The organism is Kitasatospora sp. NPDC088160 (assembly GCF_044741445.1).
GTDB lineage: Bacteria > Actinomycetota > Actinomycetes > Streptomycetales > Streptomycetaceae > Kitasatospora.
In genome coordinates, this window is the sequence record NZ_JBIUSS010000011.1 from 143,334 (window position 1) to 168,372 (window position 25,039).

Here is a 25,039-nt window from a genome sequence, read left to right on the forward strand (position 1 = left end):
GTGGGCGGTCAGCGGCTGGACGTCAGCCGACCGCACCCTCCATCTGCAGCTCGATCAGCCGGTTGAGCTCCAGCGCGTACTCCATCGGCAGCTCGCGCGCGATCGGCTCGACGAAGCCGCGGACGATCATCGCCATCGCCTCGAACTCCGTCATGCCCCGGCTCATCAGGTAGAACAGCTGGTCCTCGCTGACCTTGGAGACCGTCGCCTCGTGGCCCATGGACACGTCGTCCTCGCGGACGTCCACGTACGGGTAGGTGTCCGAGCGGGAGATGGTGTCCACCAGCAGCGCGTCGCACAGCACGTTGGACTTGGCGCCCTTGGAGCCCTCGCCGATCTCGATCAGACCGCGGTAGGAGGTCCGGCCGCCGCCGCGCGCCACCGACTTCGAGACGATGTTGGAGGAGGTGTTCGGCGCCATGTGCACCATCTTGGCGCCGGCGTCCTGGTGCTGGCCCTCGCCCGCGAAGGCGATCGACAGGGTCTCGCCCTTGGCGTGCTCACCCATCAGGTAGACGGCCGGGTACTTCATGGTGACCTTGGAGCCGATGTTGCCGTCGACCCACTCCATGGTCGCGCCCTCGTACGCCACGGCGCGCTTGGTGACCAGGTTGTAGACGTTGTTCGACCAGTTCTGGATGGTCGTGTAGCGGCAGCGGCCGCCCTTCTTGACGATGATCTCCACGACCGCGGAGTGCAGCGAGTCGGAGGAGTAGATCGGCGCGGTGCAGCCCTCGACGTAGTGGACGTACGCGTCCTCGTCGACGATGATCAGCGTCCGCTCGAACTGGCCCATGTTCTCGGTGTTGATCCGGAAGTAGGCCTGGAGCGGGATGTCGACGTGGACGCCCTTGGGCACGTAGATGAACGAGCCGCCGGACCACACCGCCGTGTTCAGCGCGGCGAACTTGTTGTCGCCGGCCGGGATGACGGTGCCGAAGTACTCCTTGAAGATCTCCGGGTGCTCGCGCAGCGCGGTGTCGGTGTCCAGGAAGAGGACGCCCTGCTCCTCCAGGTCCTCGCGGATCTGGTGGTAGACGACCTCGGACTCGTACTGGGCGGCGACACCGGCGACCAGGCGCTGCTTCTCGGCCTCCGGGATGCCCAGCCGGTCGTAGGTGGCCTTGATGTCCGCGGGCAGGTCCTCCCAGGACTCGGCCTGCTTCTCGGTGGAGCGGACGAAGTACTTGATGTTGTCGAAGTCGATGCCGGAGAGGTCGGAGCCCCAGGTCGGCATGGGCTTCTTGCCGAACAGCTTCAGGCCCTTGAGACGCAGGTTCAGCATCCACTCGGACTCGTTCTTCTTCGCGGAGATGTCGCGGACGACCTCCTCGCTGAGCCCGCGCTTGGCCGCGGCACCGGCGGTGTCCGGGTCGGCCCAGCCGTACTCGTAGGTGCCCAGGCCCTCGAGCTCGGGGTGCGAAACGGTGTCAGTCATGCGAGCTTCCTAACGCGCGGACGCTGAATCTTCGGTGGACGTACCGGCAGTCGGCACTGCATCGGAGCCGCGGCCCGCGGAACGCCGGGCAGGCGACGATGCGGCACCGGGTGCCGGCACATAGGTGGTGCAGACCCCGTCGCCGTGGGCGATGGTGGCCAGCCGTTGCACATGGGTGCCCAGCAGCTGGGAGAAGACCTCGGTCTCCGCCTCGCAGAGCTGCGGGAACTGCTCGGCGATGTGCGCGACCGGGCAGTGGTGCTGGCAGAGCTGGGCGCCTGCCGGGGCCTTCGCCACGGCCGGCGGGACCCGCCGCACCGTGGCAGCGTACCCGTCCGCGCTCAGCGCCTGGGCGAGCGCCTCGGTGCGCTCCCCCGCCTCGGCCAGCCGCAGGAGCTCCAGGTACCTCTCGCCCTGCTTGCCGAACCGGGCCCGGGCGAAGGCGGCGACCGCCTCCTCGCCCGCCTTGCCGCCGCCGACCGAGTCGGAGATCCAGCGCAGCGCGTCGGCGGCGAGCTGGTCGTACGCCTGGTAGAAGGCGTCCCGGCCGCCGTCGGTGAGGGCGAAGACCTTGGCCGGGCGGCCCCGGCCACGGCTGCCGTAGACCCGCTGCTCGCGGGACTCGACCAGGCCGGCGGCGGCTAGTCCGTCCAGGTGGCGGCGGACGGCGGCGGCGGTGAGGCCGAGCCGGGTCGCCAGGTCGGCGGCGGAGGAGGGGCCGTGGTCGAGGATCGACCGGGCGACCCGGTCCCGGGTGGCCCGGTGGCCCTCCAGCAGCACCTCGGCCGCCGTCACGGGCACGTCGCACCCGGGGGCCGACTCGGCCTCCTGGGGCGTGGCGTGCTCGCGCATGTTTTTCACAACACCAGTGTTGCGTAATTACTTCCGACAGGACAAGCCGTGATGCAGGCCTCACTCGTGTCATCTGTCACGCAGGTAAGCCTTACCTGACCTGCAAAAACGATCATCGAGGGCGCCGTCCGGGCCCGGCGTCGGGGCCTCTTACACTCGCCGGTATGCACTCCGAACCCGCGGTGAAGATCGCCGGGCTGGTCAAGCACTACGGCGACAAGCCCGCGGTGGACGGCCTCGACCTCACCATCGCACGCGGCGCGATCACCGCCGTCCTCGGCCCCAACGGCGCCGGCAAGACCACCACCATCGAGACCTGCGAGGGCTACCGCCGCCCCGACGCCGGCACCGTCCGCGTCCTCGGCCTCGACCCGGTCGCCCAGAACGCCGCGCTGCGCCCCCGGATCGGCGTCATGCTGCAGTCGGGCGGCGTGTACGCGGGCGCGCGCGCCGTCGAGATGCTGCGTCACACCGCCGCACTGCACGCCCACCCGCTGGACGTCGACGCGCTGGTCGAACGGCTCGGCCTCGGCTCCTGCGGCCGCACCGCCTACCGGCGCCTGTCCGGCGGCCAGCAGCAGCGGCTCGCCCTGGCCATGGCCGTCGTCGGCCGCCCCGAGCTGGTCTTCCTGGACGAGCCCACCGCCGGACTCGACCCGCAGGCCCGGCGCGCCACCTGGGAACTGGTCCGCGACCTGCGCCGGGACGGCGTCACCGTGGTCGTCACCACCCACCACATGGACGAGGCCGAACAGCTCGCCGACCAGGTCGCCGTCATCGACCGCGGCCGGGTGATCGCCACCGGAAGCCCCGAGGAGCTGTGCCGCGGCGGCGCCGAGAACGCCCTGCGCTTCGACGGCCCGCCCGGGCTCGACCTCGGCCCGCTGCTCAAGGAACTGCCCGAGGGCGCCACCGCCACCGAGACCACCCCCGGCGGCTACCGCGTCGAGGCGCCCGTCGACCCGCAGCTGGTGGCCACCGTCACCGGCTGGTGCGCGGCCTCCGGCGTCCTGCCCGAACGGCTGTCCGTCCAGCGCCGCAGCCTCGAAGACGTCTTCCTCGACCTGACCGGACGGGACCTGCGCTCGTGAGTACGACCACCGACTACTCCCCCAAGCCCGGCGCGGCCCCGGTCGGCCGGATGCTGCTCGCCCAGACCGCCTTCGAGACCAGGATGCTGCTGCGCAACGGCGAACAGCTGCTGCTCACCGTGGTCATCCCGACCGTGCTGCTGGTGCTGTTCTCGGCCGTGGACATCGTCGCGGTGGACGGGCCCGGCAAGCGGGTCGACTTCCTGGCCCCCGGCCTGCTCGCGCTGGCCGTGATGTCCACCGCCTTCACCGGGCAGGCCATCGCCACCGGCTTCGAGCGCCGCTACGGCGTGCTGAAGCGGCTCGGCGCCAGCCCGCTCCCGCGCTGGGCACTGCTGACCGCCAAGACCGGCTGCGTCCTGGTCACCGAGGCGCTGCAGGTCGCGCTGCTGTCGGCGATCGCGCTGGCGCTCGGCTGGTCCCCGCACGGCAACCCCCTGTCGGTCGTCGCGCTGCTGGTGCTCGGCACCGCGGCCTTCTCCGGCCTGGGCCTGCTGATGGCCGGCACGCTCAAGGCGGAGGCCACGCTGGCCGCCGCCAACCTGGTGTTCATCCTGCTGCTGCTGGCCGGCGGGGTGATCGTGCCGCTGAGCAGGTTCCCCTCGGCCGTGCAGTCGGTGCTGGAGCTGCTGCCGATCTCCGCGCTCTCGGACGGCCTGCGGTCGGTCCTCCAGCACGGCGCCGGGGTGCCCTGGTCCGACCTCGGCATCCTGGCCGGCTGGGCCGTCCTCGGCCTGGCCGCCGCGGCCCGCTTCTTCCGCTGGGAGTAGCCCCCGGCCCCGCACGTGAACCGCTACGTACATGAGGCCGCCCCACACGGGAACCGCCCCCCGGCCGCTTCGGCCGGGGGGCGGTCTCACGTCACCGACGGAACGTCAGCTCTGGCTGCCGCGACGCTTGCGGGCCAGCAGGACGAGCGCGCCACCGACCAGCAGCACGCCGCCGCCGGCCGCCGCGATCATCGGGGTGGCGTCGTTGCTACCGGTCTGGGCGAGCGCCGGGCCACTGGTGGTGGGCGTCGGGACCGGGGTCGGGGTCGGCGTCGCGGTCGCGGTCTTGCTCGCGGTGGGCGAGGCCGACGGGGTCGGGGTCTTGGTGGGCGTGGGAGTCGGCGTCGGAGTCGTGGTCTGCGACGGGGTCGGGGTGGGAGTCGGGGTCGAGGTCTTGGTGGGCGTGGGGGTGGGAGTCGGCGTCGGAGTCGGCGTGTGGCACGGCTCGATCGTCTTGGTCTCGTTGATGTTCCAGCCCTTTTCGTTGGGCGTCTCCGTCGTGTTCACCACGAGGTTCGCCTTGACGGGGGCCGTGTGGTCCTTCACCGGGAAGGTGCCGTGGAACTCCGCGGGGAAGGCCTTGGCGTCCAGGACCTTCTCGCCGTCGATGGTGAGGCTGACGGTGTTCTTCACGTCGGGCTTCGGGCTGTAGTTGATCAGATCGATCACGATCTTGTCGCAGGTCACCGACCAACTCGGCACGTGCGCCGAGGCGTTGGTTGCCAGCGCCAGAGGCAGGAGAATTCCGGCCGCCGCCGTCCCGGCGAGTGCCGCCGCGCCGATCCGCATGTGCCGCTGCTGTCGCGCCATTTACGCTGTTCCCCTCAGAACGGTCTTGCGCAGCAGGCGTGTTGAAGGTTTCGCGGTGGCCCGCTACGACTGTCCGGGGGACTCTACCGGCACTCCCGCACCTCTCCACACCCCGCCGTACGACCGAATTTCGTCTGTTGGTCCGTCGTCTGATGTGTATGACCAGCCCATCACAGCTGCCACCTCGCGGAACGCGGATTCGGCAAACTTGAATGAACTTCGTCACCTGACTGAAATACGTGCGCCCTCGGTGATCAGGTTCAATCACCAAGGGCGCAACACCGGTCGACCGGCGAAATGATCAGGCCTTCTTCGCCGCCCGACGCCGGGTGACGACCACGATCGCGCCACCGGCCGCGAGCACCACCGCGCCGCCGATCGCCAGCGGCACGACGGGCCCGGAGCCGGTGTGCGCGAGGTTGCCGCCCGCGTTCGCCTGGGCGGACGGGCTCGCCGAGGCCGAGGCCGAGGCGGCCGGCACACCCGCCGAGGCGGTGGCCGACGGGCTGGCCGAGGCACCCGCGCTCGGCTTGCCGCTCACCGGGGCGGAGGGCGTGTCCGAGGGGCTCGCCGAGGTCCCGGGCGTGGCCGAGGTGCCGGGAGTCCCGGGCGTGGTGGAGGCCGACGGCGTCCCGCTCGGCACCACCGGCGGCACGGTGGGCGTGGTGGACGGCGTCGGGACGACGACGCCGGGCAGGCAGCCGGCGAACGGGTAGTGGTGCGTCTCCGCCCCGCCCTTGCCGGTCAGCGAGGCCGCGATGACCGAACCGTTGACCGGGCCGCCGCTGCCGAGGTCGAAGGCGGCGTTCGGCGCCAGCACGGTGCCGGCCCAGGCGGCCTTGCTGCTCTTGACCACCTTGGTCGCGGTGGGGAAGTTCCACAGCAGCTTGGCGCGGATCGCCCCGCCGGCCGCGCTCTGCAGCTTGTCGTCCAGGACGAAGGACGCCTTGGCCTCGTCCCACAGGTGGAAGCCCGTGGTCCCGGCGGCCGCCATGTCGTACGAGCCGCCGGTCACGGTGACCACGGTGACGGACCCGGCCGGCACCTTGAGGAAGACGTCCTTGGCGCCCTGGAGCTTCGCGGCGTCGACGGTGAAGCTGTTGTACTTCGCGTCGCCGCCGGTGAACGTGAGCTTGGCCCCGTCGGCCTGGACGGTGGCGCCGGCGGTCTGCGGCGCGGCGGCCAGCGCGGTGGAGGCGGCGCGCAGCTTGGCGAACTCGGCCTTGAAGTCGATCGGGGAGGCGCCCTGGGCGATGGCGCCCTGGTGGGCCTGGACGACGGCGCCGTCGGCCTTGGAACCGTAGACGCCGCTGCCCTTCATCACCTGGGTGTTGCGGCCGGTGATGCGGCCGGCGACCACCAGCGCGTTCTTGCCGGGCAGGGCGTCGACCTCGGCGGGGGTCAGCTCCTGGCCGACCGAGAAGCCGCCGGTGAAGTCGGCGTTGCCGCCCACCGCGACGGCGCCCTCGGCGTCGGGGGTGTGGGTGTCGTCGCCCTCGATGAACTCGCCGTAGAGGTTGGCGACCCCGAGGCTGCGGCACTCCTGGCCGGGGTCGGCGGCGTGGGCGGCGGCGGGGGCGATCAGGCCGGCCAGTGCGAGCGAGCCGCCGACTGCGAGCGCGGCGGCGGACGTGGGTATGCGCATGTGCAGGTCTCCGCTTGTGCGGGAGGAGTGGGAGAGGTCCGAAAAAGGTATGGACCAATCCGCACTCTTTCGGCCTCGCAGGTGATTGGTCAAGACCAATGACCGCCTTGACCGAAGAGTCCGGTTTGCGCCCCGTCCGGCCCGGTGCGGGCGACGCCCACGCGGCACCCGCGCCCCGCCCCAAGATCGGCTGTAAGGCCGCCTACGATTGACCCCGTGCCTAATCCCTTCTCCCTGCTCGCCGACCGCTGGCAGCCGTCCGCCGTGATGGTCCGGCGCGCCGCGTTCGCCGCGCTGGTGATGAGCGTGGTGATCGTCGTCACCGGCGGCGCCGTCCGCCTCACCGCCTCCGGCCTCGGCTGTACGACGTGGCCCCGCTGCACCGCCGACAGCCTGACCCCGACCGCCGAGATGGGCTTCCACGGCGTCGTCGAGTTCACCAACCGGATGCTCACCTACGTGCTGAGCGCCGCCGTCGGCTGGGCCATCCTGGCCGCCCGCTGCCACCGCCCCTGGCGGCACAGCATGACCAGGCTCGGCTGGGCGCAGTTCTGGCTGGTGATGAGCAACGCGGTGCTCGGCGGCATCACCGTGCTGACCGGCCTCAACCCGTACACCGTCGCGCTGCACATGATCGCCGCGATGGCGCTGGTGTGGGTCGCGCTGCTGATGTGGGAGCGGTCGAAGGAGGGCGACGGCGTCCCCAAGCTCGCCGTGGCCCGCCCGATCCACCAGCTCTCCTACGTGCTGGTCCTGGTCGTCGGCCTGCTGGTCGCGGCCGGCACCCTGGTCACCGGCGCCGGCCACCACCCGGGCACGCCGAAGGACAACAAGATCGTCCCCCGGATCCCGATCGACTACGACAGGCTGGCCCAGTTCCACGCCGACCTCGCGTTCGTGTCGGTCGGCCTGGCCATCGCGGTGCTCTTCGTCTTCGCCGCCGTCAAGGCCCCGCCGGCGGCGAAGGCCCGCGCCAAGGAACTGCTGGCGGTCCTGCTCCTCCAGGGCGTACTGGGCTTCATCCAGTACTTCACCGACGCCCCCGAGCTGATGGTCGGCCTCCACATGCTCGGCGCCACCCTCACCTGGATCGCCGCCCTCCGCATCCCCCTCGCCCTGCGCACCCGCGCGGACGAGGCCCCCGCCGCGCCCCTGCCCGCCCAGACCCCACAGGCTGCCGCAGTCTGAAACAAGCGCCGAAGGCCCCCATCCTCGGATGGGGGCCTTCGGCGTCACAACAGCCGCCGCCCGTCGTGGCTCCGGATACTCGGCGACGTGTCCCCCCGAAGCGCGTCCAACACCCGCACGGCATAGACCTCCGCCATGCGCACGGAGACCTCGTCCGCCGTGAGCCAGTCGACCTCGACCGACTCATCCGAGAGCCGTACTTGTCCGCCCTCAGGCCGACACCGGAAGACCAGCGCGACAACCCCTCGACGCAGGTTCTTGTAGACACCGGTCAGCCGCTCCACGCCGGCGTGGATCCCGGTCTCCTCGTAGACCTCCCGGCACACGCCGTCTTCGATGCCCTCGCCCAGCTCCAGCACGCCCCCCGGCGGCTCCCAAGCCCCGTTGTCAGCCCGCCGAATCGCCAGCACCCGCCCGTCCTCCCGCACCACCACCCCCGCGACGGACACCGAGTGGAGTGGCGTCACGCTCGCACCACCGGGTGGATCAGATCGAGGAGCATCACGTCGTGCCGAGCCCGCGCCGTCCCACGGGATCGCCGACCCGACACGCCGGTAGCCCCACACTCGGTAGGACGCCCGGGCCGCAACCGCCTCTGGTCGGGTGTTCAGCATCACCCGGGCGCTGTCGATGCCCTCGATGAGGACGCGATGCATGCGAGTGGCGACGCCCTGGCGCCGCCACCGGGGCCGAACCGCCAACTCGAAGAGACCGAACGTGCGCTTTCCGTCCTCATGCCTGGGGTTCTCGGGCACGGGATCGATCAGGGTGTCCCACCATCCGGTGTCCGCCGACAGCGGGTAGCCGTACGCCATGCCCACAACGGTGTCGCCGTCGAAGGCGATGGCCGCCTGGAACCCCCGCCGACGCGCCTGCGAGCGGAACCGGCGAAACGCCCGCTCCACGTCGGTCGGCCCCTCGCCGTAGGGGGCTTCCGCGAACGCCTCCGAGAACACCTCCTTCAACTGGCCCTCCAGCTCGACCGCCTGCTCGCCGTCCAACAGCCGAACCACCACCGTCACACCGTCCTCTGTTTCCGGGCCGAAACCCCGAGCGATCGAAGTTCCTCGACGCAGTCTCGCGCCATCGCCGTATCAACAGGACGACCAGCGGCTACGAGCCCTGCGGCCTCTCGACCGACCACCAGCGCTGGTTCGAGGCGGCCTACACCGACGCCCCCGTCGTCACCCAGGTCAATGACGGCCAGGCATCGGCCGATCCGCCCGACCCAGCCGACGTTTGGCGCTCCTCCTCCGCCTCCGCCCCTCGATCGTCGTCCGCATGCTCCGCGACCTCGACGTCCGACCCGGAATGAACGTCCTGGAGATCGGCACCGGCACCGGCTGGCTGGACCAACCGGCCCGACTCGTCCGGGTGCTCGACCGCGAGGAGCTGCCCCGTTGAGCCCACGGCAACGGCCCGGCTCCCCCGCCTGAGGGAGCCGGGCCGTCGCCGTGGGCGCCGAAGTGATCAGCCGCCGAGCTGGATGCCGGCCATGCGCTTCCACTCGTACGGGCCGGTCTTCACCTTGAGGGCCAGCTCGCCCTCGAAGTCGTCGTGCAGGGTCAGCCCGGCCAGTTCGGCGGCCCGGCGACCGACGGCGTAGCTCGGGGCCACCTGGTCGCCCCAGGCGCCGTCCGCGCCCACCACGACGATCCGGGTGGCCACGGCGCCGACGTACTCGACGACCGCGTCGGCGCCGCCCCCGTGCTGGCGGGCGAAGCTGCTGAGGTGCTTGGCGATGCGCTTGGCGCGGCGCTCGGTACGGGCGTCCGGCGCGGTGGCGGTGGCGGTCTCTGCGCTGCTCATGCCCGCATGCTACCCACCGGTAGTCGAGCTGGCGACGGGAGCGCCCTGTGCACCGGGCCACATACTGGAGGCGTGACCTTCTCCGGCTGGCCGGCCGCGGCGCTCGACTTCTACGAGCACCTCGAAGCCGACAATTCCAAGACCTTCTGGCAGGCCCACAAGGAGCAGTACGACAACGACGTACGGACCCCGATGGAGCTGCTGCTCGCCGAGCTGGAGCCGGAGTTCGGGCTTGGGAAGATCTTCCGTCCCAACCGCGACGTCCGGTTCAGCGCCGACAAGTCTCCGTACAAGACGCACATCGGCGCCCACCTGGAGACCGGCGGCTACGTCCAGCTCTCCGCCGACGGCCTGGCCTGCGGCAACGGGATGTACCAGCTCGCCCCCGACCAACTGGACCGCTACCGCGCCGCCGTCGCCGAGGACGTCAGCGGCGCCGAACTGGAGCGGGTGATCGCCGCGGTGGAGCAGGACGGCCCCCAGGTGCACGGCCGGGACTCCCTCAAGACCGCTCCGCGCGGCTTCCCCAAGGACCACCCGAGGATCGAGCTGCTGCGCCACAAGGGCCTGGTCGCCTGGCAGGAGTGGGCGCCCGCGAAGTGGCTCGGCACCCGCGGCGCCCACACCCGGATCACCGCCTTCCTGCGCGCCTCCCAGCCGCTCCGGGACTGGCTGGACGACCACGTCGGCCCGTCCGAGCTGCCGGCCCGGTGAGAACGCGAAGAGCCCCGGTCCACCGGACCGGGGCTCTTCGACGTCGGACGGGCCCTACTTCACGAACGGGTCGATCGCGCACACCACGAACAGCAGCGACAGGTAGGTGATCGACCAGTGGAACAGCCGCATCTCCTTCAGCTTCGCGCCCACCACGCCGGCCTTGGCCCGGCCGTACAGCGCGTGCGCCTCGCGCAGCCAGAACCCGCCGAGCAGCACCGCCGCGACGGGGTACAGCCAGCTCATGTGCCCCAGCGGCCACACCGCCAGCGAGGTCGCCACCATCACCCAGGAGTAGGCGACGACCTGCTTGCCGACCGCGACGTTGCCCTTGACCACCGGCAGCATCGGCACGCCGGCCCGCTCGTAGTCCTCGCGCACCTTCATCGAGAGCACCCAGGTGTGCGGCGGCGTCCAGAAGAACACCACCAGGAACAGCGCGACCGCCGCCCAGGACAGCGAGTTGGTGACGGAGGACCAGCCGATCAGCACCGGCATGCAGCCGGCGATGCCGCCCCAGACGATGTTCTGCGAGGTGCGCCGCTTGAGCCCCAGCGTGTAGACGAACACGTAGAACAGCAGCGCGCCGAGCGCCAGTCCGGAGGAGAGCCAGTTGACGCCGAAGCCCAGCAGCAGGGTCGAGACGATCGCGAGGGCGATGCCGAACACCAGCGCCTCGCGCGGCGACACCATCCCGGTGACGATCGGCCGGCGCTCGGTGCGGGACATCACCGCGTCGATGTCGCGGTCGATGTACATGTTGAGGGCGTTGGCGCCGCCCGCCGAGAGGTAGCCGCCGACCACGACCTTCAGCACCAGCAGCATGTTCGGGACGCCCTGCTGGGCGAGGAACATCACCGGCACCGTGCTCATCAGCAGCAGTTCGATGATCCGTGGCTTGGTCAGTGCGACGAAGGCGCCGACACGGGCCCCGATGGGCCGGTGCGCAGGAGTCGCCCCGGTGACCCCGGCGGGACGGGTTTCGACGGCGGTCACTAACACCCCAACTGAAGATGAATCCTCGCAGGCGTCCACAGGAACGAAGGGTCCCAAATCGTCCGCTCTGCGCGTACCACGCCACCTTAGACGCTCCATATATCCCATCCGGCTCCGGGGTCCCCCGGCGAGGCCGATGGCACACCCCCGGGTGAACCGACCGGGTGAAGCCACGGAGCCGTTCCGGCGCGCCGCCGCAACCCGTCCTGACCACCGGAGCGGCAGGGTGCCGTAAAACAGGAGAGCCTGGGACAAAATCAGGCAGACCGCCCTGGTGGGAATCACCATCCGGATTTCCTGGTTGTCCCAGCACGGAGGGTGAGCCCCGGGCCGGACGGTAGGCTCGCACGCAGAAGCGGGATCTACCCTCCGTGACCGGCACCACCCAGCGTCGAGACCACAGCGCCGTGGCCGACCCGGTCCCCTTTCACGGGGTCACTCTTCACAACGGAAGGAGCCCTGAGACAGGGTGAGCACGACGCCGACGAACGCATTCGAGTGGTCCGAACTGGACGAGCGCACGGTTGACACAGCGCGGGTCCTGGCCATGGACGCCGTCCAGAAGGTCGGCAACGGACACCCCGGGACGGCCATGTCGCTGGCCCCCGCGGCGTACCTGATCTTCCAGCGTTTCCTGCGCCACGACCCGACCGACCCGTCGTGGGTAGGCCGCGACCGGTTCGTGCTGTCCCCCGGGCACACGAGCCTGACCCTCTACACCCAGCTGTACCTGTCGGGCTACGGCCTGGAGCTGGACGACCTCAAGGCCTTCCGCGTCGCGGGCAGCCGCACCCCGGGCCACCCGGAGCACGGCCACACCGCGGGCGTGGAGACCACCACCGGCCCGCTCGGCCAGGGCATCGCCAACGCGGTGGGCATGGCGATGGCCGCCCGCTACGAGCGCGGCCTGTTCGACCCGGACGCCGCCGCCGGCGAGTCCCCCTTCGACCACACCATCTGGGCCATCGTCTCCGACGGCGACCTGGAGGAGGGCATCTCCGCCGAGGCCTCCTCGCTGGCCGGTCACCAGAAGCTGGGCAACCTGGTCGCCCTGTACGACGACAACCACATCTCGATCGAGGGCGACACCGAGACCGCCTTCTCCGAGGACGTCCTCAAGCGCTACGAGGCGTACGGCTGGCACGTCCAGCGGGTCGCCCCGAAGGCCAACGGCGACATCGACGTGGCCGTCCTGGCCGACGCGCTGGCCGCGGCCAAGGCCGAGACCACCCGTCCGTCGATCATCGCGATGCGCACGATCATCGCCTGGCCGGCCCCGGACGCCCAGAACACCGCCAAGGCGCACGGCTCCGCGCTCGGCGCCGCCGAGATCGCCGCCACCAAGAAGGTCCTGGGCTTCGACCCGGAGAAGACCTTCGAGGTCTCCGACAAGGTGATCGAGCACGCCCGCGAGGTCATCAAGCGCGGCAAGGCCGCCCACGCCGAGTGGGAGCAGTCCCTGGAGGCCTGGCGCGCCGCCGACCCGCAGCGCGCCGCCGAGTTCGACCGCATCCAGGCCGGCGAGCTTCCCGAGGGCTGGAAGAAGACCATCCCGGTTTTCCCCGCCGGCAAGGACGTCGCCACCCGCAAGGCCTCCGGCGAGACCCTCAAGGCGATCGGCGCGGTCATCCCGGAGCTGTGGGGCGGCTCGGCCGACCTCGCCGAGTCCAACCTCACCACCATCGACGAGGACAGCTCGTTCCTCCCCGAGGGCAACCCGCTGAAGAGCGCCAGCCCGTACGGCCGGACGATCCACTTCGGCATCCGCGAGCACGCCATGGGCTCGACCATGAACGGCATCGCCCTGCACGGCAAGACCCGCGTGTACGGCGGCACCTTCCTGGTCTTCGCCGACTACATGCGCCCGGCCGTTCGCCTGGCCGCGCTGATGAAGCTGCCGGTCACCTACGTCTGGACGCACGACTCGATCGGCCTCGGCGAGGACGGCCCGACCCACCAGCCGGTCGAGCACATGGCCTCGCTGCGCGCCATCCCGGGCCTGGCCATGGTCCGCCCGGCCGACGCCAACGAGACGGCCGTCGCCTGGCGCACCGTCATCGAGCGCCAGACCACCCACCCCGGCCCGGTCGGCCTGGCGCTCACCCGCCAGAACGTCCCGACCTTCGACCGCGAGGTCTTCGGCTCCGCCGAGGGCACCGCGAAGGGCGGCTACATCCTGGCCGAGGCCTCCAGCGGCGACCCGCAGGTGATCCTGCTGGGCACCGGCTCCGAGGTCCAGCTGGCCGTCAAGGCCCGCGAGGTGCTGGAGGCCGAGGGCATCGCCACCCGGGTGGTCTCGGTGCCGTCCTTCGAGTGGTTCCAGGAGCAGGACCAGGCCTACCGTGACAGCGTGCTGCCGCCGTCGGTCAAGGCCCGGGTGTCGGTCGAGGCCGGCATCGGCCAGGGCTGGCGCGAGCTGGTCGGCGACCACGGCCGGATCGTCTCGCTGGAGCACTTCGGCGCCTCCGCCGACTACAAGGTGCTCTTCGAGGAGTTCGGCCTGACCGCCGAGCGCGTGGTGGCCGAGGCCCACAACGCCCTCCGTTCCCTTGAGGCCGTCAACCGCTGACGCCCCCTGGGCCGTGCGCCCGCCCGCACGCGGGCGCACGGCCCCCTCTGACTACCCCACGAAGCAGAACAAAAAAGGACTGAAGCACCATGACTGACGCACTGAAGCGCCTCAGCGACGAAGGCGTGGCGATCTGGCTGGACGACCTCAGCCGCAAGCGGCTGAACACCGGCAACCTCGCCGAGCTGGTGCAGAACAAGCACGTGGTGGGCGTTACCACCAACCCGACCATCTTCCAGAAGGCCATCGGCGGCGGCGACGACTCCTACGACGGCCAGCTGCGCGACCTCGCCGTCCGCAAGGTCACCACCGACGAGGCCGTCCGCATGATCACCACCTCGGACGTGCGCGACGCGGCCGACGTGCTGCGCCCGGTCTACGACGCCTCCAACGGCCGCGACGGCCGGGTCTCCATCGAGGTCGACCCGCGCCTGGCGCACGAGACCGCGGCCACCGTGGCCGAGGCCAAGCAGCTGTGGTGGCTGGTCGACCGCCCGAACGTCTTCATCAAGATCCCCGCCACCAAGGCCGGCCTGCCCGCGATCGCCGAGGTGATCGGCCGGGGCATCAGCGTCAACGTCACGCTGATCTTCTCGCTGGAGCGCTACAAGGCCGTCATCGACGCCTACCTGACCGGCCTGGAGGCCGCCAAGGCCAAGGGCCTGGACCTCTCCCAGATCGAGTCGGTCGCCTCCTTCTTCGTCTCCCGCGTGGACACCGAGATCGACAAGCGCCTGGAGAAGATCGGCGGCGACGCCCGGGACCTTCGCTCCAAGGCCGCCCTGGCCAACGCCCGCCTCGCCTACCAGGCGTACGAGGAGGTCTTCGGCTCGGTCGACGGCAAGTCCGCCGGCAGCGCCCGCTGGCGCTCGCTGGAGGCCGCCGGCGCCAAGCCGCAGCGCCCGCTGTGGGCCTCCACCGGTGTCAAGGACCCGGCTCTGCCGGACACCCTGTACGTCACCGAGCTGGTCGCCCCCGGCACGGTCAACACCATGCCCGAGGCCACCCTGGAGGCCACCGCCGACCACGGCGTGGTCACCGGCGGCACCATCGTCCCCAACTACGCCGACGCCAAGGCCGTGATGGACGCCATCGCCGCCGCCGGCGTGGACTACGACGACGTGGTCCAGGTGCTGGAGGACGAGGGCGTGGAGAAGTTCGAGCAGTCCTGGAACGAGCTGCTCGACACCGTCACCGCCTCGCTCGCCTCCTTCGCCGGCGAGAAGTGACCGTTCGCTCACACAGCCAGCGCACGAAAGCGGAGCCCAACAAGTGAGCACTGATTTCCCCGAGTTGACCTCGGAGTCGGACGCGGACGATCTCCCGCCGGCCCCCGTCAACCCGCTTCGTGACCCGGCCGACCGACGGCTCCCGCGCATCGCGGGGCCGTCCGGTCTGGTCATCTTCGGAGTCACCGGCGACCTGTCCCGCAAGAAGCTCATGCCGGCCATCTACGACCTGGCCAACCGCGGTCTGCTGCCGCCGGGCTTCTCTCTCGTCGGCTTCGCCCGGCGCGAGTGGGACGACGAGGACTTCGCCAAGGAGGTCCACGACGCGGTCAAGGACCACGCCCGCACCCCGTTCCGGGAGGAGGTCTGGCAGCAGCTCGCCAAGGGCATGCGCTTCGTCCACGGCACCTTCGACGACGACGACGCCTTCGACAAGCTCCGCGAGACCATCGACGAGCTGGACAAGGCGCAGGGCACCGGCGGCAACTTCGCCTTCTACCTGTCCGTCCCGCCGAAGTTCTTCCCGACCGTCGTCCAGCAGCTCAAGAAGCACGGCCTGGCCGACCCCCCGCAGGGCTCGTGGCGTCGCGCGGTCATCGAGAAGCCCTTCGGCCACGACCTGGAGAGCGCCCAGGAGCTGAACCGGATCGTCCACGAGGTCTTCCCCCGGGACGAGGTCTTCCGGATCGACCACTACCTGGGCAAGGAGACGGTCCAGAACATCCTGGCGCTGCGCTTCGCCAACCAGATGTTCGAGCCGATCTGGAACCGGTCGTACGTCGACCACGTGCAGATCACCATGGCCGAGGACATCGGCATCGGCGGCCGGGCCGGCTACTACGACGGCATCGGCTCCGCCCGCGACGTCATCCAGAACCACCTGCTCCAGCTGATGGCGCTCACCGCCATCGAGGAGCCGGCGTCCTTCCACCCGAAGGCGCTGGTGGCCGAGAAGCTCAAGGTGCTCAGCGCCGTCAAGCTCCCGGCCGACCTCGGCCGGCACACCGTGCGCGGCCAGTACGCGGCCGGCTGGCAGGGCGGCGAGGAGGTGGTCGGCTACCTGGACGAGGACGGCATCGACCCGGACTCCAAGACCGACACCTTCGCGGCGATCAAGCTGGAGATCAACAACCGCCGCTGGGCGGGCGTCCCGTTCTACCTGCGCACCGGCAAGCGGCTGGGCCGCCGGGTCACCGAGATCGCGGTGGTCTTCCAGCGCGCCCCGTACCTGCCGTTCGACTCCTACGCGACCGAGGAGCTGGGGCAGAACGCCCTGGTCATCCGGGTCCAGCCGGACGAGGGCGTGACGGTGCGGTTCGGCTCCAAGGTGCCGGGCACCTCCTTCGAGGTCCGGGACGTCACGATGGACTTCGCCTACGGCGAGTCCTTCACCGAGTCCAGCCCGGAGGCGTACGAGCGGCTCATCCTCGATGTGCTGCTCGGCGACGCCAACCTGTTCCCGCGTCACCAGGAGGTCGAGCTCTCCTGGCAGATCCTCGACCCGATCGAGAAGTACTGGGACACCCACGGCAAGCCCGCCCAGTACTCCGCGGGGACCTGGGGCCCGGCCGAGGCGGACGAGATGCTCGCACGAGACGGCAGGAGCTGGCGCCGGCCATGAAGATCGACCTCACCAACACGACGTCCAGCAAGATCAACGCCGCGCTGATGGAGGCGCGCCGGGCCAGTGGCTCCACCGCCGCCGGCATGGTGCTCACCCTGGTGATCGTGACCGACGAGGGCAGCGCGTACGACGCCCTCAAGGCCGCCAACGACGCCTCCCGCGAGCACCCCTCGCGCACCCTCGCGGTGATCAAGCGCGCCGGGCGCTCGCCCCGGGCCCGCGCCGAGACCCGGCTGGACGCCGAGATCCTCGTCGGCACCGACGCCGGCTCGGGAGAGACGGTCATCCTGCGCATGCACGGCGAACTCGCCGCGCACGCGCAGTCGGTGGTCCTGCCACTGCTGCTCCCGGACGCCCCGGTCGTCGTCTGGTGGCCCGACAACGCGCCGCTGCACCCGGCGCAGGACCCGCTGGGCGCGCTCGCCCAGCGCCGGATCACCGACGCCGTCACCGCCGAGTCCCCGGTCGGCCAGCTCGCCCAGCGGGCCCAGAGCTACACCCCGGGCGACACCGACCTGGCCTGGACCCGGATCACCGGCTGGCGCTCGATGCTGGCCGCCGCGCTGGACCAGCGGCCGGTCACGATCACCTCCGCGGTGGTCGAGGGCGAGTCCTACAACCCCAGCGTCGAACTGCTCGGCCTCTGGCTGCACAACCGGCTGCACGTGCCGGTCGAGCGGATCGTCACCGGCGGCCCCGGCATCACCGCGGTGCACCTGCGCACCAAGGACGGCGACATCACCCTGGACCGCCCGGACGGCCTGATGGGCACGCTCTCCATGGTCGGTTCCCCGGACCGCCAGGTGGCGCTCAAGCGGCGCGAGACCTCGGAGCTGATCGCCGAGGAACTGCGCCGGCTCGACCCGGACGACATCTACGCGACGGCCGTGCGCACGCCCGTCGACCGGCTGCGCGAGCCGGACACCGCCGAGACGGCGGCGGCCGAGCGGGTCGCCCGCGCGGCGGTCACCGAGGCCGCGGTGGCCAACCCCGCCCGGGTGACCGCCAAGGTCGCGTCCGAGGACGTGGCCGAGGCCGAGGCCGCCGAGAAGGCTCCCGCCAAGAAGCCCGCCAAGCGCGCCGCCAAGGGGAGCGCATGACCAACGCGACCCCGCAGCTGGTCGTCCACCGGGACAAGGAGCTGATGGCCCAGGCGGCCGCGGCCCGGCTGATCACCCGGATCGTGGACGCCCAGGCCGCCCGCGGCACCGCCTCGGTGGTGCTCACGGGCGGGCGCAACGGCAACGCCCTGCTGGCCGCGATCGCCGCCTCCCCGGCGCGCGACGCGGTCGACTGGGCGCGGCTGGACCTCTGGTGGGGCGACGAGCGCTTCGTCCCCGCCGGGGACCCGGACCGCAACGCCGTCCAGGCCCGCGCCGAACTGCTGGACTCCGTCCCGCTCGACCCGGCGCGGGTGCACGAGATGCCCGCCTCGGACGGTGCGGACGGCTCGGATGTGGAGGCCGCCGCCGCCCGCTACGCGGAGGAGCTGGCGAAGGCCTCCGGCCCGGGTGACCGGCTCGGCGTCCCGGCCTTCGACGTGCTGCTGCTCGGCGTCGGCCCGGACACCCACGTCGCCTCGCTCTTCCCCGAGCACCCGGGCGTGCGGGAGACCGAGCTGACCGTGATCGGCGTGCGCGGGGCCCCCAAGCCCCCGCCGACCCGGATCTCGCTCACCCTCCCGGCGATCCGGGCGGCCCGCGAGGTCTGGCTGCTGGCGGCCGGCGCGGACAAGGCGGACGCGGTCGCGATGGCCCTGTCCGGCCCGGGCGAGCTCCAGGCGCCCGCCTCCGGCGCGTACGGCCGCAGCCGCACCCTGTGGCTGCTGGACCGGGCCGCGGCGGAGCAGATCCCGCCCCAGCTGTACCCGCCGGCCTCGGCGTAACGGGCCCGGCAACGCACAAGGGCGCCACCGTCCTCGACGGTGGCGCCCTTCGCTGTCTGTCGTCCGGGTCAGATCTCGCCGCGCAGCTTGGCCAGCGCCTCGGCGAGGATCGCCTCGCCGTCGGCGTCGGTGCGCCGCTCGCGGACGTAGGCGAGGTGGGTCTTGTACGGCTCGTTGCGCGAGGGCGCGGGCGGGTTGTGCTCGTCCTGTCCGGCCGGGAAACCGCACCGCGGGCAGTCCCAGGTGTCCGGGATGACGGCCTCGGCGGCGAAGCTCGGCCGGGTCTCGTGCTTGTTGGCACACCAGAAGGTGATCCGGTTGCGCGGGGCGGACTCGCCGCGCTCCGCCTCGCCCATCGGGCCCGCTCCGACCCTGCTGCCACGGATGGCGTTGCCACTTGCCACGGTCTGACTCCCTGCGTGCTGGTGCGCCGACCCTCCGCAGTGCGCGTCGGTGGCGAAAGTCGTCCTAGTGTAAGCAGGAGTTAAGCGTCCACCGCCATCGCCTCCGCCCCCGACCGTCCCAGGATAGGCGCTCGGGCGACGGGGCGTCAGGGTTACGTCAGCTCTTGTACTTCAGCACCAGGCCCAGCACGATGATGCAGGCGAACCAGGCGAGACCGACCACGATCGTGATGCGGTCCAGGTTGCGCTCGGCCACCGCCGAGCCGCCGCCGGTGGACATCGCGCCGCCACCGAACATGTCCGACAGGCCGCCGCCCTTCCCCTTGTGCAGCAGCACCAGCAGGATCATCAGCAGACTGAAGATGATCAGGGCAATCGAGAACCCGAGAACCACGACGGGACCAACTCTCTCGTATCTTCGGCGACGGGGCCGGACCGCTGACGGCGGTCCGGCCCCAAAGCCTACGTTGCTGCAGCGGCGTTAGCCTACTGCCTGCTCACGGTAGCGCACGATCTTGACGAACTCGTCGGCGTCCAGCGAGGCACCGCCGATCAGGCCGCCGTCGATGTCGGGCTTGGCCATCAGACCGGCCGCGCTCGACGACTTCACCGAACCGCCGTACAGCACGCGGACCTTGTCGGCCAGCTCGGCGTCGTACAGCTCGGCGATCCGCTTGCGGATGGCGGCGCAGACCTCCTGCGCGTCCTCCGGGGTGGCCACCTCGCCGGTGCCGATCGCCCAGACCGGCTCGTAGGCGACCACGATGGACTCGGCCTGGTGGGCCGGGATGTCCGCCAGGGCGCCGTCCAGCTGGGCGAGGGTGTGCTCGACGTGGGTGCCGGCCTTGCGGACGTCCAGCGGCTCGCCGATGCACAGGATCGGGGTGATCCCGGCCCGGTAGGCGGCCTTGACCTTGGCGTTGACGATCGCCTCGTCCTCACCGTGGTACTGGCGGCGCTCCGAGTGGCCGATCACCGCGAAGGTGCACTTCAGCTTGGCCAGCATCGGGCCGGAGACCTCGCCGGTGTAGGCACCGGAGTCGTGCTGCGAGATGTCCTGCGAGCCGTACTTGATCTTCAGCTTGTCGCCGTCGACCAGGGTCTGCACCGAACGCAGGTCGGTGAACGGCACCAGGACGGCGACCTCGACGGCCTCGTAGTCCTTGTCGGCCAGCGCGAAGGCCAGCTTCTGGGTGTGCTGGATGGCCTCAAGGTGGTTGAGGTTCATCTTCCAGTTGCCCGCCATCAGCGGGAGACGCTCAGTCATTGCTTTCAGCCTTCCAGGGCGGCGAGACCGGGGAGGGTCTTGCCCTCCAGGTACTCGAGGCTGGCGCCACCGCCGGTCGAGATGTGTCCGAATGCGTTCTCGTCGAAGCCCAGGATGCGGACGGCCGCGGCGGAGTCGCCGCCACCGACCACGGTGAACGCGTCGCTGTCCAGCAGCGCCTGGGCCACGGCCTTGGTGCCGTTCGCGTAGTCCGGGTGCTCGAAGACGCCCATCGGGCCGTTCCAGAACACGGTGCCCGCGTCGGCCAGCTTCGCCGCGTACAGCTCGCGGGTCTTCGGGCCGATGTCCAGGCCCTCCTGGTCGGCCGGGATCGCGTCCGCGGCGACGAGCGAGGGGTTGGCCGGGGCCTTGGTCTTGAGGTCGGGGAAGTCCACCGACACCAGGACGTCCACCGGCAGGACGAACTCGACGCCCGTCTCCTCGGCGCGCTTCAGGTAGTCCAGGACGACCGGGATCTGGTCCTCCTGCAGCAGCGAGATGCCGACCTCGTGGCCCTTGGCCTTGAGGAAGGTGTACGCCATGCCGCCGCCGATCAGGATCCGGTCGGCCTTCTTCAGCAGGTTGTCGATCACGCCGAGCTTGTCGGAGACCTTGGCGCCGCCGAGCACGACCACGTACGGGCGCGCGACCTCCTCGGTGAGCTTCTTGAGCACACCGACCTCGGTGGCGATCAGGTCGCCGGCCGCGTGCGGCAGCAGGCCGGGCAGGTCGTAGACCGAGGCGTGCTTGCGGTGCACGGCGCCGAAGCCGTCACCGACGTACAGGTCCGCGAGGGCGGCCAGCTGCTCGGCGAAGGCCTTGCGCTCGGCGTCGTCCTTGCTGGTCTCGCCGGCGTTGAAGCGCAGGTTCTCCAGCAGCGCGACCTCGCCGTCGCCCAGCGCGGCCACGGTGGACTCGGCGCTCTCACCCACGGTGTCGGTGGCGAAGGCGACGTTCTTGCCGAGGATCTCGCCGAGGCGCGCGGCCGCCGGCGCGAGGGAGAACTGCGGGTCCGGCGCGCCCTTGGGGCGGCCGAGGTGGGAGGCGACGACGACCCGGGCGCCGCGCTCGACGAGCTTGGCGATGGTCGGGGCGACGGCGCGGATCCGGCCGTCGTCGGTGATCGTGGTGCCGTCCAGCGGGACGTTCAGGTCGGCACGGACGAACACGCGCTTGCCGGCGACGTCGAGGTCTTCGATGGTCTTCACGGGGATTGGCTCTCCTGGGGAGATGGTTGATGCGCAGAGGCGGCACGGCGCAGGGGCCGCCTGGGAAGTCCTGGTGCGCAGAGCGAGGGCCCGGTCGGCACAGTGCGCCAGCCGGGCCCTCGCCCCTACATCACGTCAGCTCCCGCTGCGTCAGAGCTGGCCGCCGACGAGGGAGGTCAGGTTGACGAGGCGGTTCGAGTAGCCCCACTCGTTGTCGTACCAGCCGAGCACCTTGACCTGGTTGCCCTGGACCATGGTGAGCTGGGAGTCGAAGATGCAGGAGGCCGGGTCGTTGACGATGTCCGAGGAGACGATCGGGTCCTCGGTGTAGGTCAGGATGCCCTTGAGCGGGCCCTCCTGCGAGGCCTTCTGGAAGGCGGCGTTGACCTCGTCCTTGGTCACCTCGCGCTCCAGGGTGACGACCAGGTCGGTGATGGAGCCGGTCGGGACCGGGACGCGCAGCGAGGTGCCGTCCAGCTTGCCCTTCAGCTCCGGCAGGACCAGGGCGGTCGCCTTGGCGGCACCGGTCGAGGTCGGGATGATGTTCTGCGACGCGGCACGGGCGCGACGCAGGTCCTTGTGCGGGAAGTCCAGGGTCACCTGGTCGTTGGTGAACGCGTGGACGGTCGTCATCAGGCCCTTGACGATGCCGAAGTTCTCGTGCAGCACCTTGGCCATCGGCGCCACGCAGTTGGTGGTGCACGAGGCGTTGGAGATGATCGAGTGGTTGGCGGCGTCGTACTTGTCCTCGTTGACGCCCAGGACGATGGTGACGTCCTCGTCGCTCGCGGGCGCCGAGATGATGACCTTCTTGGCGCCGGCGGTGAGGTGCTTCTTCGCGGCCTCGGCCTTGGTGAAGATGCCGGTGGACTCGACGACGATGTCGGCGCCCAGGGCGGCCCACGGCAGGTTGGCGGGGTCACGCTCGGCGCTGACCTGGAAGGTCTTGCCGTCGACGGTGATGCTGTCCTCGGTGTGCGAGACCTCGCCCGGGAAGGTGCCCAGGGTGGTGTCGTACTTGAGCAGGTGAGCCAGGGTCTTCGTGTCAGTGAGGTCGTTGACACCGACGATCTCGATGTCCGCGCCCTGCGCCTTGACCGCGCGGAAGAAGTTGCGGCCGATGCGGCCGAATCCGTTGATGCCTACCCGGATCGTCACGAACCGATCTCCTCGTTAGGTACGCCGGAGCTAAGCCGACGGGGGTGAGATTTGGGAAGTCCCCGACCGCCTATGACCCTACCCCTCCCAGGCCTGGGAGGGCACATCGCGCCACGTGCGACGACCTGGCGTGGCGCGAAATCAGGCCGACCGTCCTTGGCCGTCAGGGCAGTTGGTCCCGGTCAGTGGTCTCTACCAATTTGCGCACACCGGGCGCGTCCGGGTATCCCCTCCGGACACGGCGGCGGCCGGTGCCCGGAATCCGGACACCGGCCGCGGAACAGCCACTCGGTGCGGCGGTCAGTTCATCGCCATCTCGTCGGTGAGGTTGGCCTCGGTGCTCGGCAGGCCGAGCTCGGAGGCGCGCTTGTCCGCCATCGCCAGCAGGCGGCGGATCCGGCCGGCCACCGCGTCCTTGGTCAGCGGCGGGTCGGCGAGCGCGCCCAGTTCCTCCAGCGAGGCCTGCTTGTGCTGCATCCGCAGCTGACCGGCCGCGGCCAGGTGCTCGGGCACCTCCTCGCCGAGGATCTCCAGCGCCCGCGCCACCCGGGCGCCGGCCGCCACCGCGGCGCGGGCCGAGCGGCGCAGGTTGGCGTCGTCGAAGTTGGCCAGGCGGTTGGCGGTGGCCCGGACCTCGCGCCGCATCCGGCGCTCCTCCCAGGCGAGCACCGACTCGTGCGCGCCGAGCCGGGTCAGCAGCGCGCCGATAGCGTCGCCGTCGCGGATCACCACCCGGTCCACGCCGCGCACCTCGCGGGCCTTGGCCGGGATGCCGAGCCGGCGGGCCGCGCCGACCAGGGCGAGGGCGGCCTCGGAGCCGGGGCAGGTGATCTCCAGCGAGGAGGAGCGGCCCGGCTCGGTGAGCGAGCCGTGCGCCAGGAAGGCCCCGCGCCAGGCCGCCTCGGCATCGCAGGTGGCCCCGGAGACGACTGCCGGGGGCAGCCCCCGGATCGGCCGGCCCCGGCCGTCCACGAGGCCGGTCTGGCGCGCGAGCAGTTCGCCGTCCTTGACCACCCGGACGACGAAGCGGCTGCCGCGCCGCAGTCCGCCGGGGGCCATCACCACGAGGTCGGAGGAGTGTCCGAAGATCTCCAGCAGGTCCTTGCGCAGCCGCCGCGCCGCCGCGCCGGTGTCCAGCTCCGCCTCGATCACGATCCGGCCGCTCACGATGTGCAGCCCGCCCGCGAACCGCAGGATCGCCGACACCTCCGCCTTGCGGCAGCAGGCCCTGGTGACCGGGAGCCGGCTGATCTCGTCCTTCACCGCTGGAGTCATCGCCATGGCCCGATCCTTCCATGTGTCCGGAAAATCCGGTCGTACGCTGCCGCCAACAGCTCCGGGTCGTGTCGCGGGGTGCCGTCGGTGCGGGCCACCCGGCCCAGGACCAGGGCGGCGCCCATCCGCTCGGCGGCCTTCTCCAGACCGGCCAGATCCGCCTGGCCGAAGGCGCCGCCGGTGACGGCGCGCTCGTCCACCAGGATCGCATCCACCGCGAGGCCCGGGGCGTGGTCGGCGATGACCTCCAGGTGGCGCTGCGGGGTGAAGCCCTCGGTCTCGCCGGGCTGGGGGGCCAGGTTCAGGGTGAGCAGGCGGCGGGCGCGGGTCTCGGTGAGCGCCTTGGCCAGCTCCGGGACCAGCAGGTGCGGCAGCACGCTGGTGAACCAGGAGCCGGGACCGAGCACCACCCAGTCCGCCTCCCGGACGGCGGTGACCGCCTCCGGGACGGCCGGCGGCCCGTCCGGCAGCAGCCGGATCGACTGCACGGTGCCGGGCGTGACCGCGACGCTGGCCTGGCCGCGGACGGCCGACAGCTCGCCGGGGCGCTCCGGGTCGTGGCCGCGCACGGTCGCCTCGATGTCCAGCGGCACCGCCGACATCGGCAGTACCCGGCCCTGGACGTTCAGCAGCCGGCCGACCCAGTCCAGGGCGGCCACCGGGTCACCGAGCTTCTCCCAGAGCGCGACGATCAGCAGGTTGCCGACCGCGTGGCCGCCGAGCTCGCCGGTGCCGGTGAAGCGCTGCTGGATCACCTCGGACCAGGTGCGCCCCCAGTCGTCGTCCCCGCACAGCGCGGCCAGCGCCTTGCGCAGGTCGCCGGGGGGCAGCACGCCCAGCTCGGTGCGGAGCCGGCCGCTGGAGCCGCCGTCGTCGGCGACGGTGACCACGGCGGTCAGGTCGCTGGTGAGCCGGCGCAGCGCGGAGAGCGAGGCGGACAGGCCCTGGCCGCCGCCGAGCGCGGTGATCCGGGGGGCCGGGTTGGCCCGGGCGGGGCTGCTGCGCGGCCGGCTCGGGACCGGCGGCCGGGCCGGGCCACCCGCCCGGTCGGCACTCCTGTTCTGCGGTTGCCGCCCGGGCACATATCCCGCCACACTCACCTCGCGT

Annotated in this window: 24 protein-coding genes and 1 pseudogene; 10 read left to right on the forward strand and 15 right to left on the reverse strand. The window is 71.3% G+C overall.

Annotation, left to right across the window (positions count from 1 at the left end; all coding sequences use genetic code 11):
- Window positions 1–22 precede the first annotated feature (22 nt).
- Window positions 23–1,438, reverse strand: a complete 1,416-nt coding sequence (sufB, locus tag ACIOGZ_RS18970; protein WP_063349524.1) for a Fe-S cluster assembly protein SufB — start codon at window positions 1,436–1,438, stop codon at window positions 23–25.
- A gap of 9 nt (window positions 1,439–1,447) precedes the next feature.
- A complete protein-coding gene (locus ACIOGZ_RS18975; protein WP_350880459.1) occupies window positions 1,448–2,290 on the reverse strand; it encodes a MarR family transcriptional regulator in 843 nt (280 codons plus the stop codon).
- A 164-nt stretch (window positions 2,291–2,454) separates the two neighbouring features.
- Between ACIOGZ_RS18975 and ACIOGZ_RS18980 the strand changes: the two genes are divergently transcribed.
- Window positions 2,455–3,381: an ABC transporter ATP-binding protein gene (locus ACIOGZ_RS18980; RefSeq protein ID WP_363580457.1), complete on the forward strand. Its 927-nt coding sequence runs from the start codon at window positions 2,455–2,457 to the stop codon at window positions 3,379–3,381.
- A 50-nt stretch (window positions 3,382–3,431) separates the two neighbouring features.
- On the forward strand, window positions 3,432–4,151 hold the full coding sequence (locus tag ACIOGZ_RS18985; protein WP_363580676.1) for an ABC transporter permease: 720 nt from the start codon (window positions 3,432–3,434) through the stop codon (window positions 4,149–4,151).
- A 105-nt stretch (window positions 4,152–4,256) separates the two neighbouring features.
- Here the strand turns inward: ACIOGZ_RS18985 and ACIOGZ_RS18990 are convergent, their stop codons facing one another.
- Window positions 4,257–4,961, reverse strand: coding sequence for an LAETG motif-containing sortase-dependent surface protein (locus ACIOGZ_RS18990; RefSeq protein ID WP_363580455.1), 705 nt, complete (start codon window positions 4,959–4,961; stop codon window positions 4,257–4,259).
- A 301-nt stretch (window positions 4,962–5,262) separates the two neighbouring features.
- Complete coding sequence (locus ACIOGZ_RS18995; RefSeq protein ID WP_400986519.1) at window positions 5,263–6,606, reverse strand: choice-of-anchor A family protein; 1,344 nt, start codon at window positions 6,604–6,606, stop codon at window positions 5,263–5,265.
- Window positions 6,607–6,873: 267 nt separating this feature from the next.
- Between ACIOGZ_RS18995 and ACIOGZ_RS19000 the strand changes: the two genes are divergently transcribed.
- Window positions 6,874–7,794, forward strand: a complete 921-nt coding sequence (locus tag ACIOGZ_RS19000; protein WP_400986589.1) for a heme A synthase — start codon at window positions 6,874–6,876, stop codon at window positions 7,792–7,794.
- A gap of 44 nt (window positions 7,795–7,838) precedes the next feature.
- On the opposite strand, the gene ACIOGZ_RS19005 is transcribed toward ACIOGZ_RS19000, so the two are convergent.
- Window positions 7,839–8,243, reverse strand: coding sequence for an NUDIX domain-containing protein (locus ACIOGZ_RS19005; RefSeq protein ID WP_363627998.1), 405 nt, complete (start codon window positions 8,241–8,243; stop codon window positions 7,839–7,841).
- 165 nt (window positions 8,244–8,408) lie between these two features.
- Window positions 8,409–8,816: pseudogene (locus ACIOGZ_RS19010) on the reverse strand (GNAT family N-acetyltransferase); the annotation flags it as partial.
- 259 nt (window positions 8,817–9,075) lie between these two features.
- Between ACIOGZ_RS19010 and ACIOGZ_RS19015 the strand changes: the two are divergent.
- Entirely contained in the window at window positions 9,076–9,198 is a 123-nt protein-coding gene (locus tag ACIOGZ_RS19015; protein WP_400332509.1) for a hypothetical protein, read from the forward strand.
- A 66-nt stretch (window positions 9,199–9,264) separates the two neighbouring features.
- Here the strand turns inward: ACIOGZ_RS19015 and ACIOGZ_RS19020 are convergent, their stop codons facing one another.
- On the reverse strand, window positions 9,265–9,603 hold the full coding sequence (locus tag ACIOGZ_RS19020) for a hypothetical protein (protein WP_350880471.1): 339 nt from the start codon (window positions 9,601–9,603) through the stop codon (window positions 9,265–9,267).
- A 72-nt stretch (window positions 9,604–9,675) separates the two neighbouring features.
- Between ACIOGZ_RS19020 and ACIOGZ_RS19025 the strand changes: the two genes are divergently transcribed.
- Complete coding sequence (locus ACIOGZ_RS19025; RefSeq protein ID WP_363580447.1) at window positions 9,676–10,317, forward strand: DUF2461 domain-containing protein; 642 nt, start codon at window positions 9,676–9,678, stop codon at window positions 10,315–10,317.
- A 54-nt stretch (window positions 10,318–10,371) separates the two neighbouring features.
- Here ACIOGZ_RS19025 and ACIOGZ_RS19030 read toward each other — a convergent pair whose 3' ends face one another.
- Window positions 10,372–11,319, reverse strand: a complete 948-nt coding sequence (locus ACIOGZ_RS19030; protein ID WP_363580445.1) for a heme o synthase — start codon at window positions 11,317–11,319, stop codon at window positions 10,372–10,374.
- 463 nt (window positions 11,320–11,782) lie between these two features.
- Here ACIOGZ_RS19030 and tkt point away from each other — a divergent pair, with 463 nt between their 5' ends.
- The 5 genes from tkt to pgl all read left to right on the forward strand — a co-directional run bounded on the left by tkt (window position 11,783) and on the right by pgl (window position 18,620).
- Entirely contained in the window at window positions 11,783–13,882 is a 2,100-nt protein-coding gene (gene tkt / locus ACIOGZ_RS19035) for a transketolase (protein WP_400986521.1), read from the forward strand.
- 89 nt (window positions 13,883–13,971) lie between these two features.
- Window positions 13,972–15,111, forward strand: coding sequence for a transaldolase (tal, locus tag ACIOGZ_RS19040; protein WP_063349514.1), 1,140 nt, complete (start codon window positions 13,972–13,974; stop codon window positions 15,109–15,111).
- A 64-nt stretch (window positions 15,112–15,175) separates the two neighbouring features.
- Window positions 15,176–16,732 carry a glucose-6-phosphate dehydrogenase gene (gene zwf, locus ACIOGZ_RS19045; RefSeq protein ID WP_363580670.1) on the forward strand — a complete coding sequence of 519 codons (1,557 nt, stop codon included), beginning with the start codon at window positions 15,176–15,178 and terminating at the stop codon, window positions 16,730–16,732.
- On the forward strand, window positions 16,729–17,835 hold the full coding sequence (gene opcA / locus ACIOGZ_RS19050) for a glucose-6-phosphate dehydrogenase assembly protein OpcA (protein ID WP_363627954.1): 1,107 nt from the start codon (window positions 16,729–16,731) through the stop codon (window positions 17,833–17,835). Before zwf ends, opcA begins: the two co-directional genes overlap by 4 nt.
- Window positions 17,832–18,620, forward strand: a complete 789-nt coding sequence (gene pgl / locus ACIOGZ_RS19055; RefSeq protein ID WP_363580439.1) for a 6-phosphogluconolactonase — start codon at window positions 17,832–17,834, stop codon at window positions 18,618–18,620. Before opcA ends, pgl begins: the two co-directional genes overlap by 4 nt.
- 68 nt (window positions 18,621–18,688) lie before the next feature.
- Here pgl and ACIOGZ_RS19060 read toward each other — a convergent pair whose 3' ends face one another.
- The 7 genes from ACIOGZ_RS19060 to yvcK form a co-directional block, all read right to left on the reverse strand.
- Window positions 18,689–18,976: an RNA polymerase-binding protein RbpA gene (locus ACIOGZ_RS19060; RefSeq protein ID WP_063349510.1), complete on the reverse strand. Its 288-nt coding sequence runs from the start codon at window positions 18,974–18,976 to the stop codon at window positions 18,689–18,691.
- A 205-nt stretch (window positions 18,977–19,181) separates the two neighbouring features.
- The gene (secG, locus tag ACIOGZ_RS19065; protein ID WP_063349509.1) at window positions 19,182–19,418 is read right to left on the reverse strand and encodes a preprotein translocase subunit SecG; all 237 of its coding nucleotides are present in this window, start codon (window positions 19,416–19,418) and stop codon (window positions 19,182–19,184) included.
- A gap of 87 nt (window positions 19,419–19,505) precedes the next feature.
- The gene (tpiA, locus tag ACIOGZ_RS19070) at window positions 19,506–20,291 is read right to left on the reverse strand and encodes a triose-phosphate isomerase (protein ID WP_350885798.1); all 786 of its coding nucleotides are present in this window, start codon (window positions 20,289–20,291) and stop codon (window positions 19,506–19,508) included.
- Window positions 20,292–20,296: 5 nt separating this feature from the next.
- A complete protein-coding gene (locus ACIOGZ_RS19075; protein ID WP_363580436.1) occupies window positions 20,297–21,499 on the reverse strand; it encodes a phosphoglycerate kinase in 1,203 nt (400 codons plus the stop codon).
- A gap of 150 nt (window positions 21,500–21,649) precedes the next feature.
- The gene (gene gap, locus ACIOGZ_RS19080) at window positions 21,650–22,657 is read right to left on the reverse strand and encodes a type I glyceraldehyde-3-phosphate dehydrogenase (RefSeq protein ID WP_363580434.1); all 1,008 of its coding nucleotides are present in this window, start codon (window positions 22,655–22,657) and stop codon (window positions 21,650–21,652) included.
- A gap of 300 nt (window positions 22,658–22,957) precedes the next feature.
- Window positions 22,958–23,938: a DNA-binding protein WhiA gene (gene whiA / locus ACIOGZ_RS19085; RefSeq protein ID WP_063349505.1), complete on the reverse strand. Its 981-nt coding sequence runs from the start codon at window positions 23,936–23,938 to the stop codon at window positions 22,958–22,960.
- On the reverse strand, window positions 23,929–25,026 hold the full coding sequence (yvcK, locus tag ACIOGZ_RS19090) for a uridine diphosphate-N-acetylglucosamine-binding protein YvcK (protein ID WP_350885867.1): 1,098 nt from the start codon (window positions 25,024–25,026) through the stop codon (window positions 23,929–23,931). Before yvcK ends, whiA begins: the two co-directional genes overlap by 10 nt.
- Window positions 25,027–25,039 lie beyond the last annotated feature (13 nt).

Coding starts and splice junctions, on each gene's coding strand:
- pgl (WP_363580439.1), top strand. CDS start 17,832: ATGACCAACGCGACCCCGCAGCTGGTCGTCCACCGGGACAAGGAGCTG.
- opcA (WP_363627954.1), top strand. CDS start 16,729: ATGAAGATCGACCTCACCAACACGACGTCCAGCAAGATCAACGCCGCG.
- sufB (WP_063349524.1), bottom strand. CDS start 1,438: ATGACTGACACCGTTTCGCACCCCGAGCTCGAGGGCCTGGGCACCTAC.
- ACIOGZ_RS18995 (WP_400986519.1), bottom strand. CDS start 6,606: ATGCGCATACCCACGTCCGCCGCCGCGCTCGCAGTCGGCGGCTCGCTC.
- ACIOGZ_RS18985 (WP_363580676.1), top strand. CDS start 3,432: ATGCTGCTCGCCCAGACCGCCTTCGAGACCAGGATGCTGCTGCGCAAC.
- ACIOGZ_RS19000 (WP_400986589.1), top strand. CDS start 6,874: ATGGTCCGGCGCGCCGCGTTCGCCGCGCTGGTGATGAGCGTGGTGATC.
- ACIOGZ_RS18975 (WP_350880459.1), bottom strand. CDS start 2,290: ATGCGCGAGCACGCCACGCCCCAGGAGGCCGAGTCGGCCCCCGGGTGC.
- ACIOGZ_RS18990 (WP_363580455.1), bottom strand. CDS start 4,961: ATGGCGCGACAGCAGCGGCACATGCGGATCGGCGCGGCGGCACTCGCC.
- whiA (WP_063349505.1), bottom strand. CDS start 23,938: ATGGCGATGACTCCAGCGGTGAAGGACGAGATCAGCCGGCTCCCGGTC.
- ACIOGZ_RS19020 (WP_350880471.1), bottom strand. CDS start 9,603: ATGAGCAGCGCAGAGACCGCCACCGCCACCGCGCCGGACGCCCGTACC.
- ACIOGZ_RS19015 (WP_400332509.1), top strand. CDS start 9,076: ATGCTCCGCGACCTCGACGTCCGACCCGGAATGAACGTCCTGGAGATC.
- ACIOGZ_RS18980 (WP_363580457.1), top strand. CDS start 2,455: ATGCACTCCGAACCCGCGGTGAAGATCGCCGGGCTGGTCAAGCACTAC.
- ACIOGZ_RS19060 (WP_063349510.1), bottom strand. CDS start 18,976: ATGGGCGAGGCGGAGCGCGGCGAGTCCGCCCCGCGCAACCGGATCACC.
- tpiA (WP_350885798.1), bottom strand. CDS start 20,291: ATGACTGAGCGTCTCCCGCTGATGGCGGGCAACTGGAAGATGAACCTC.
- tal (WP_063349514.1), top strand. CDS start 13,972: ATGACTGACGCACTGAAGCGCCTCAGCGACGAAGGCGTGGCGATCTGG.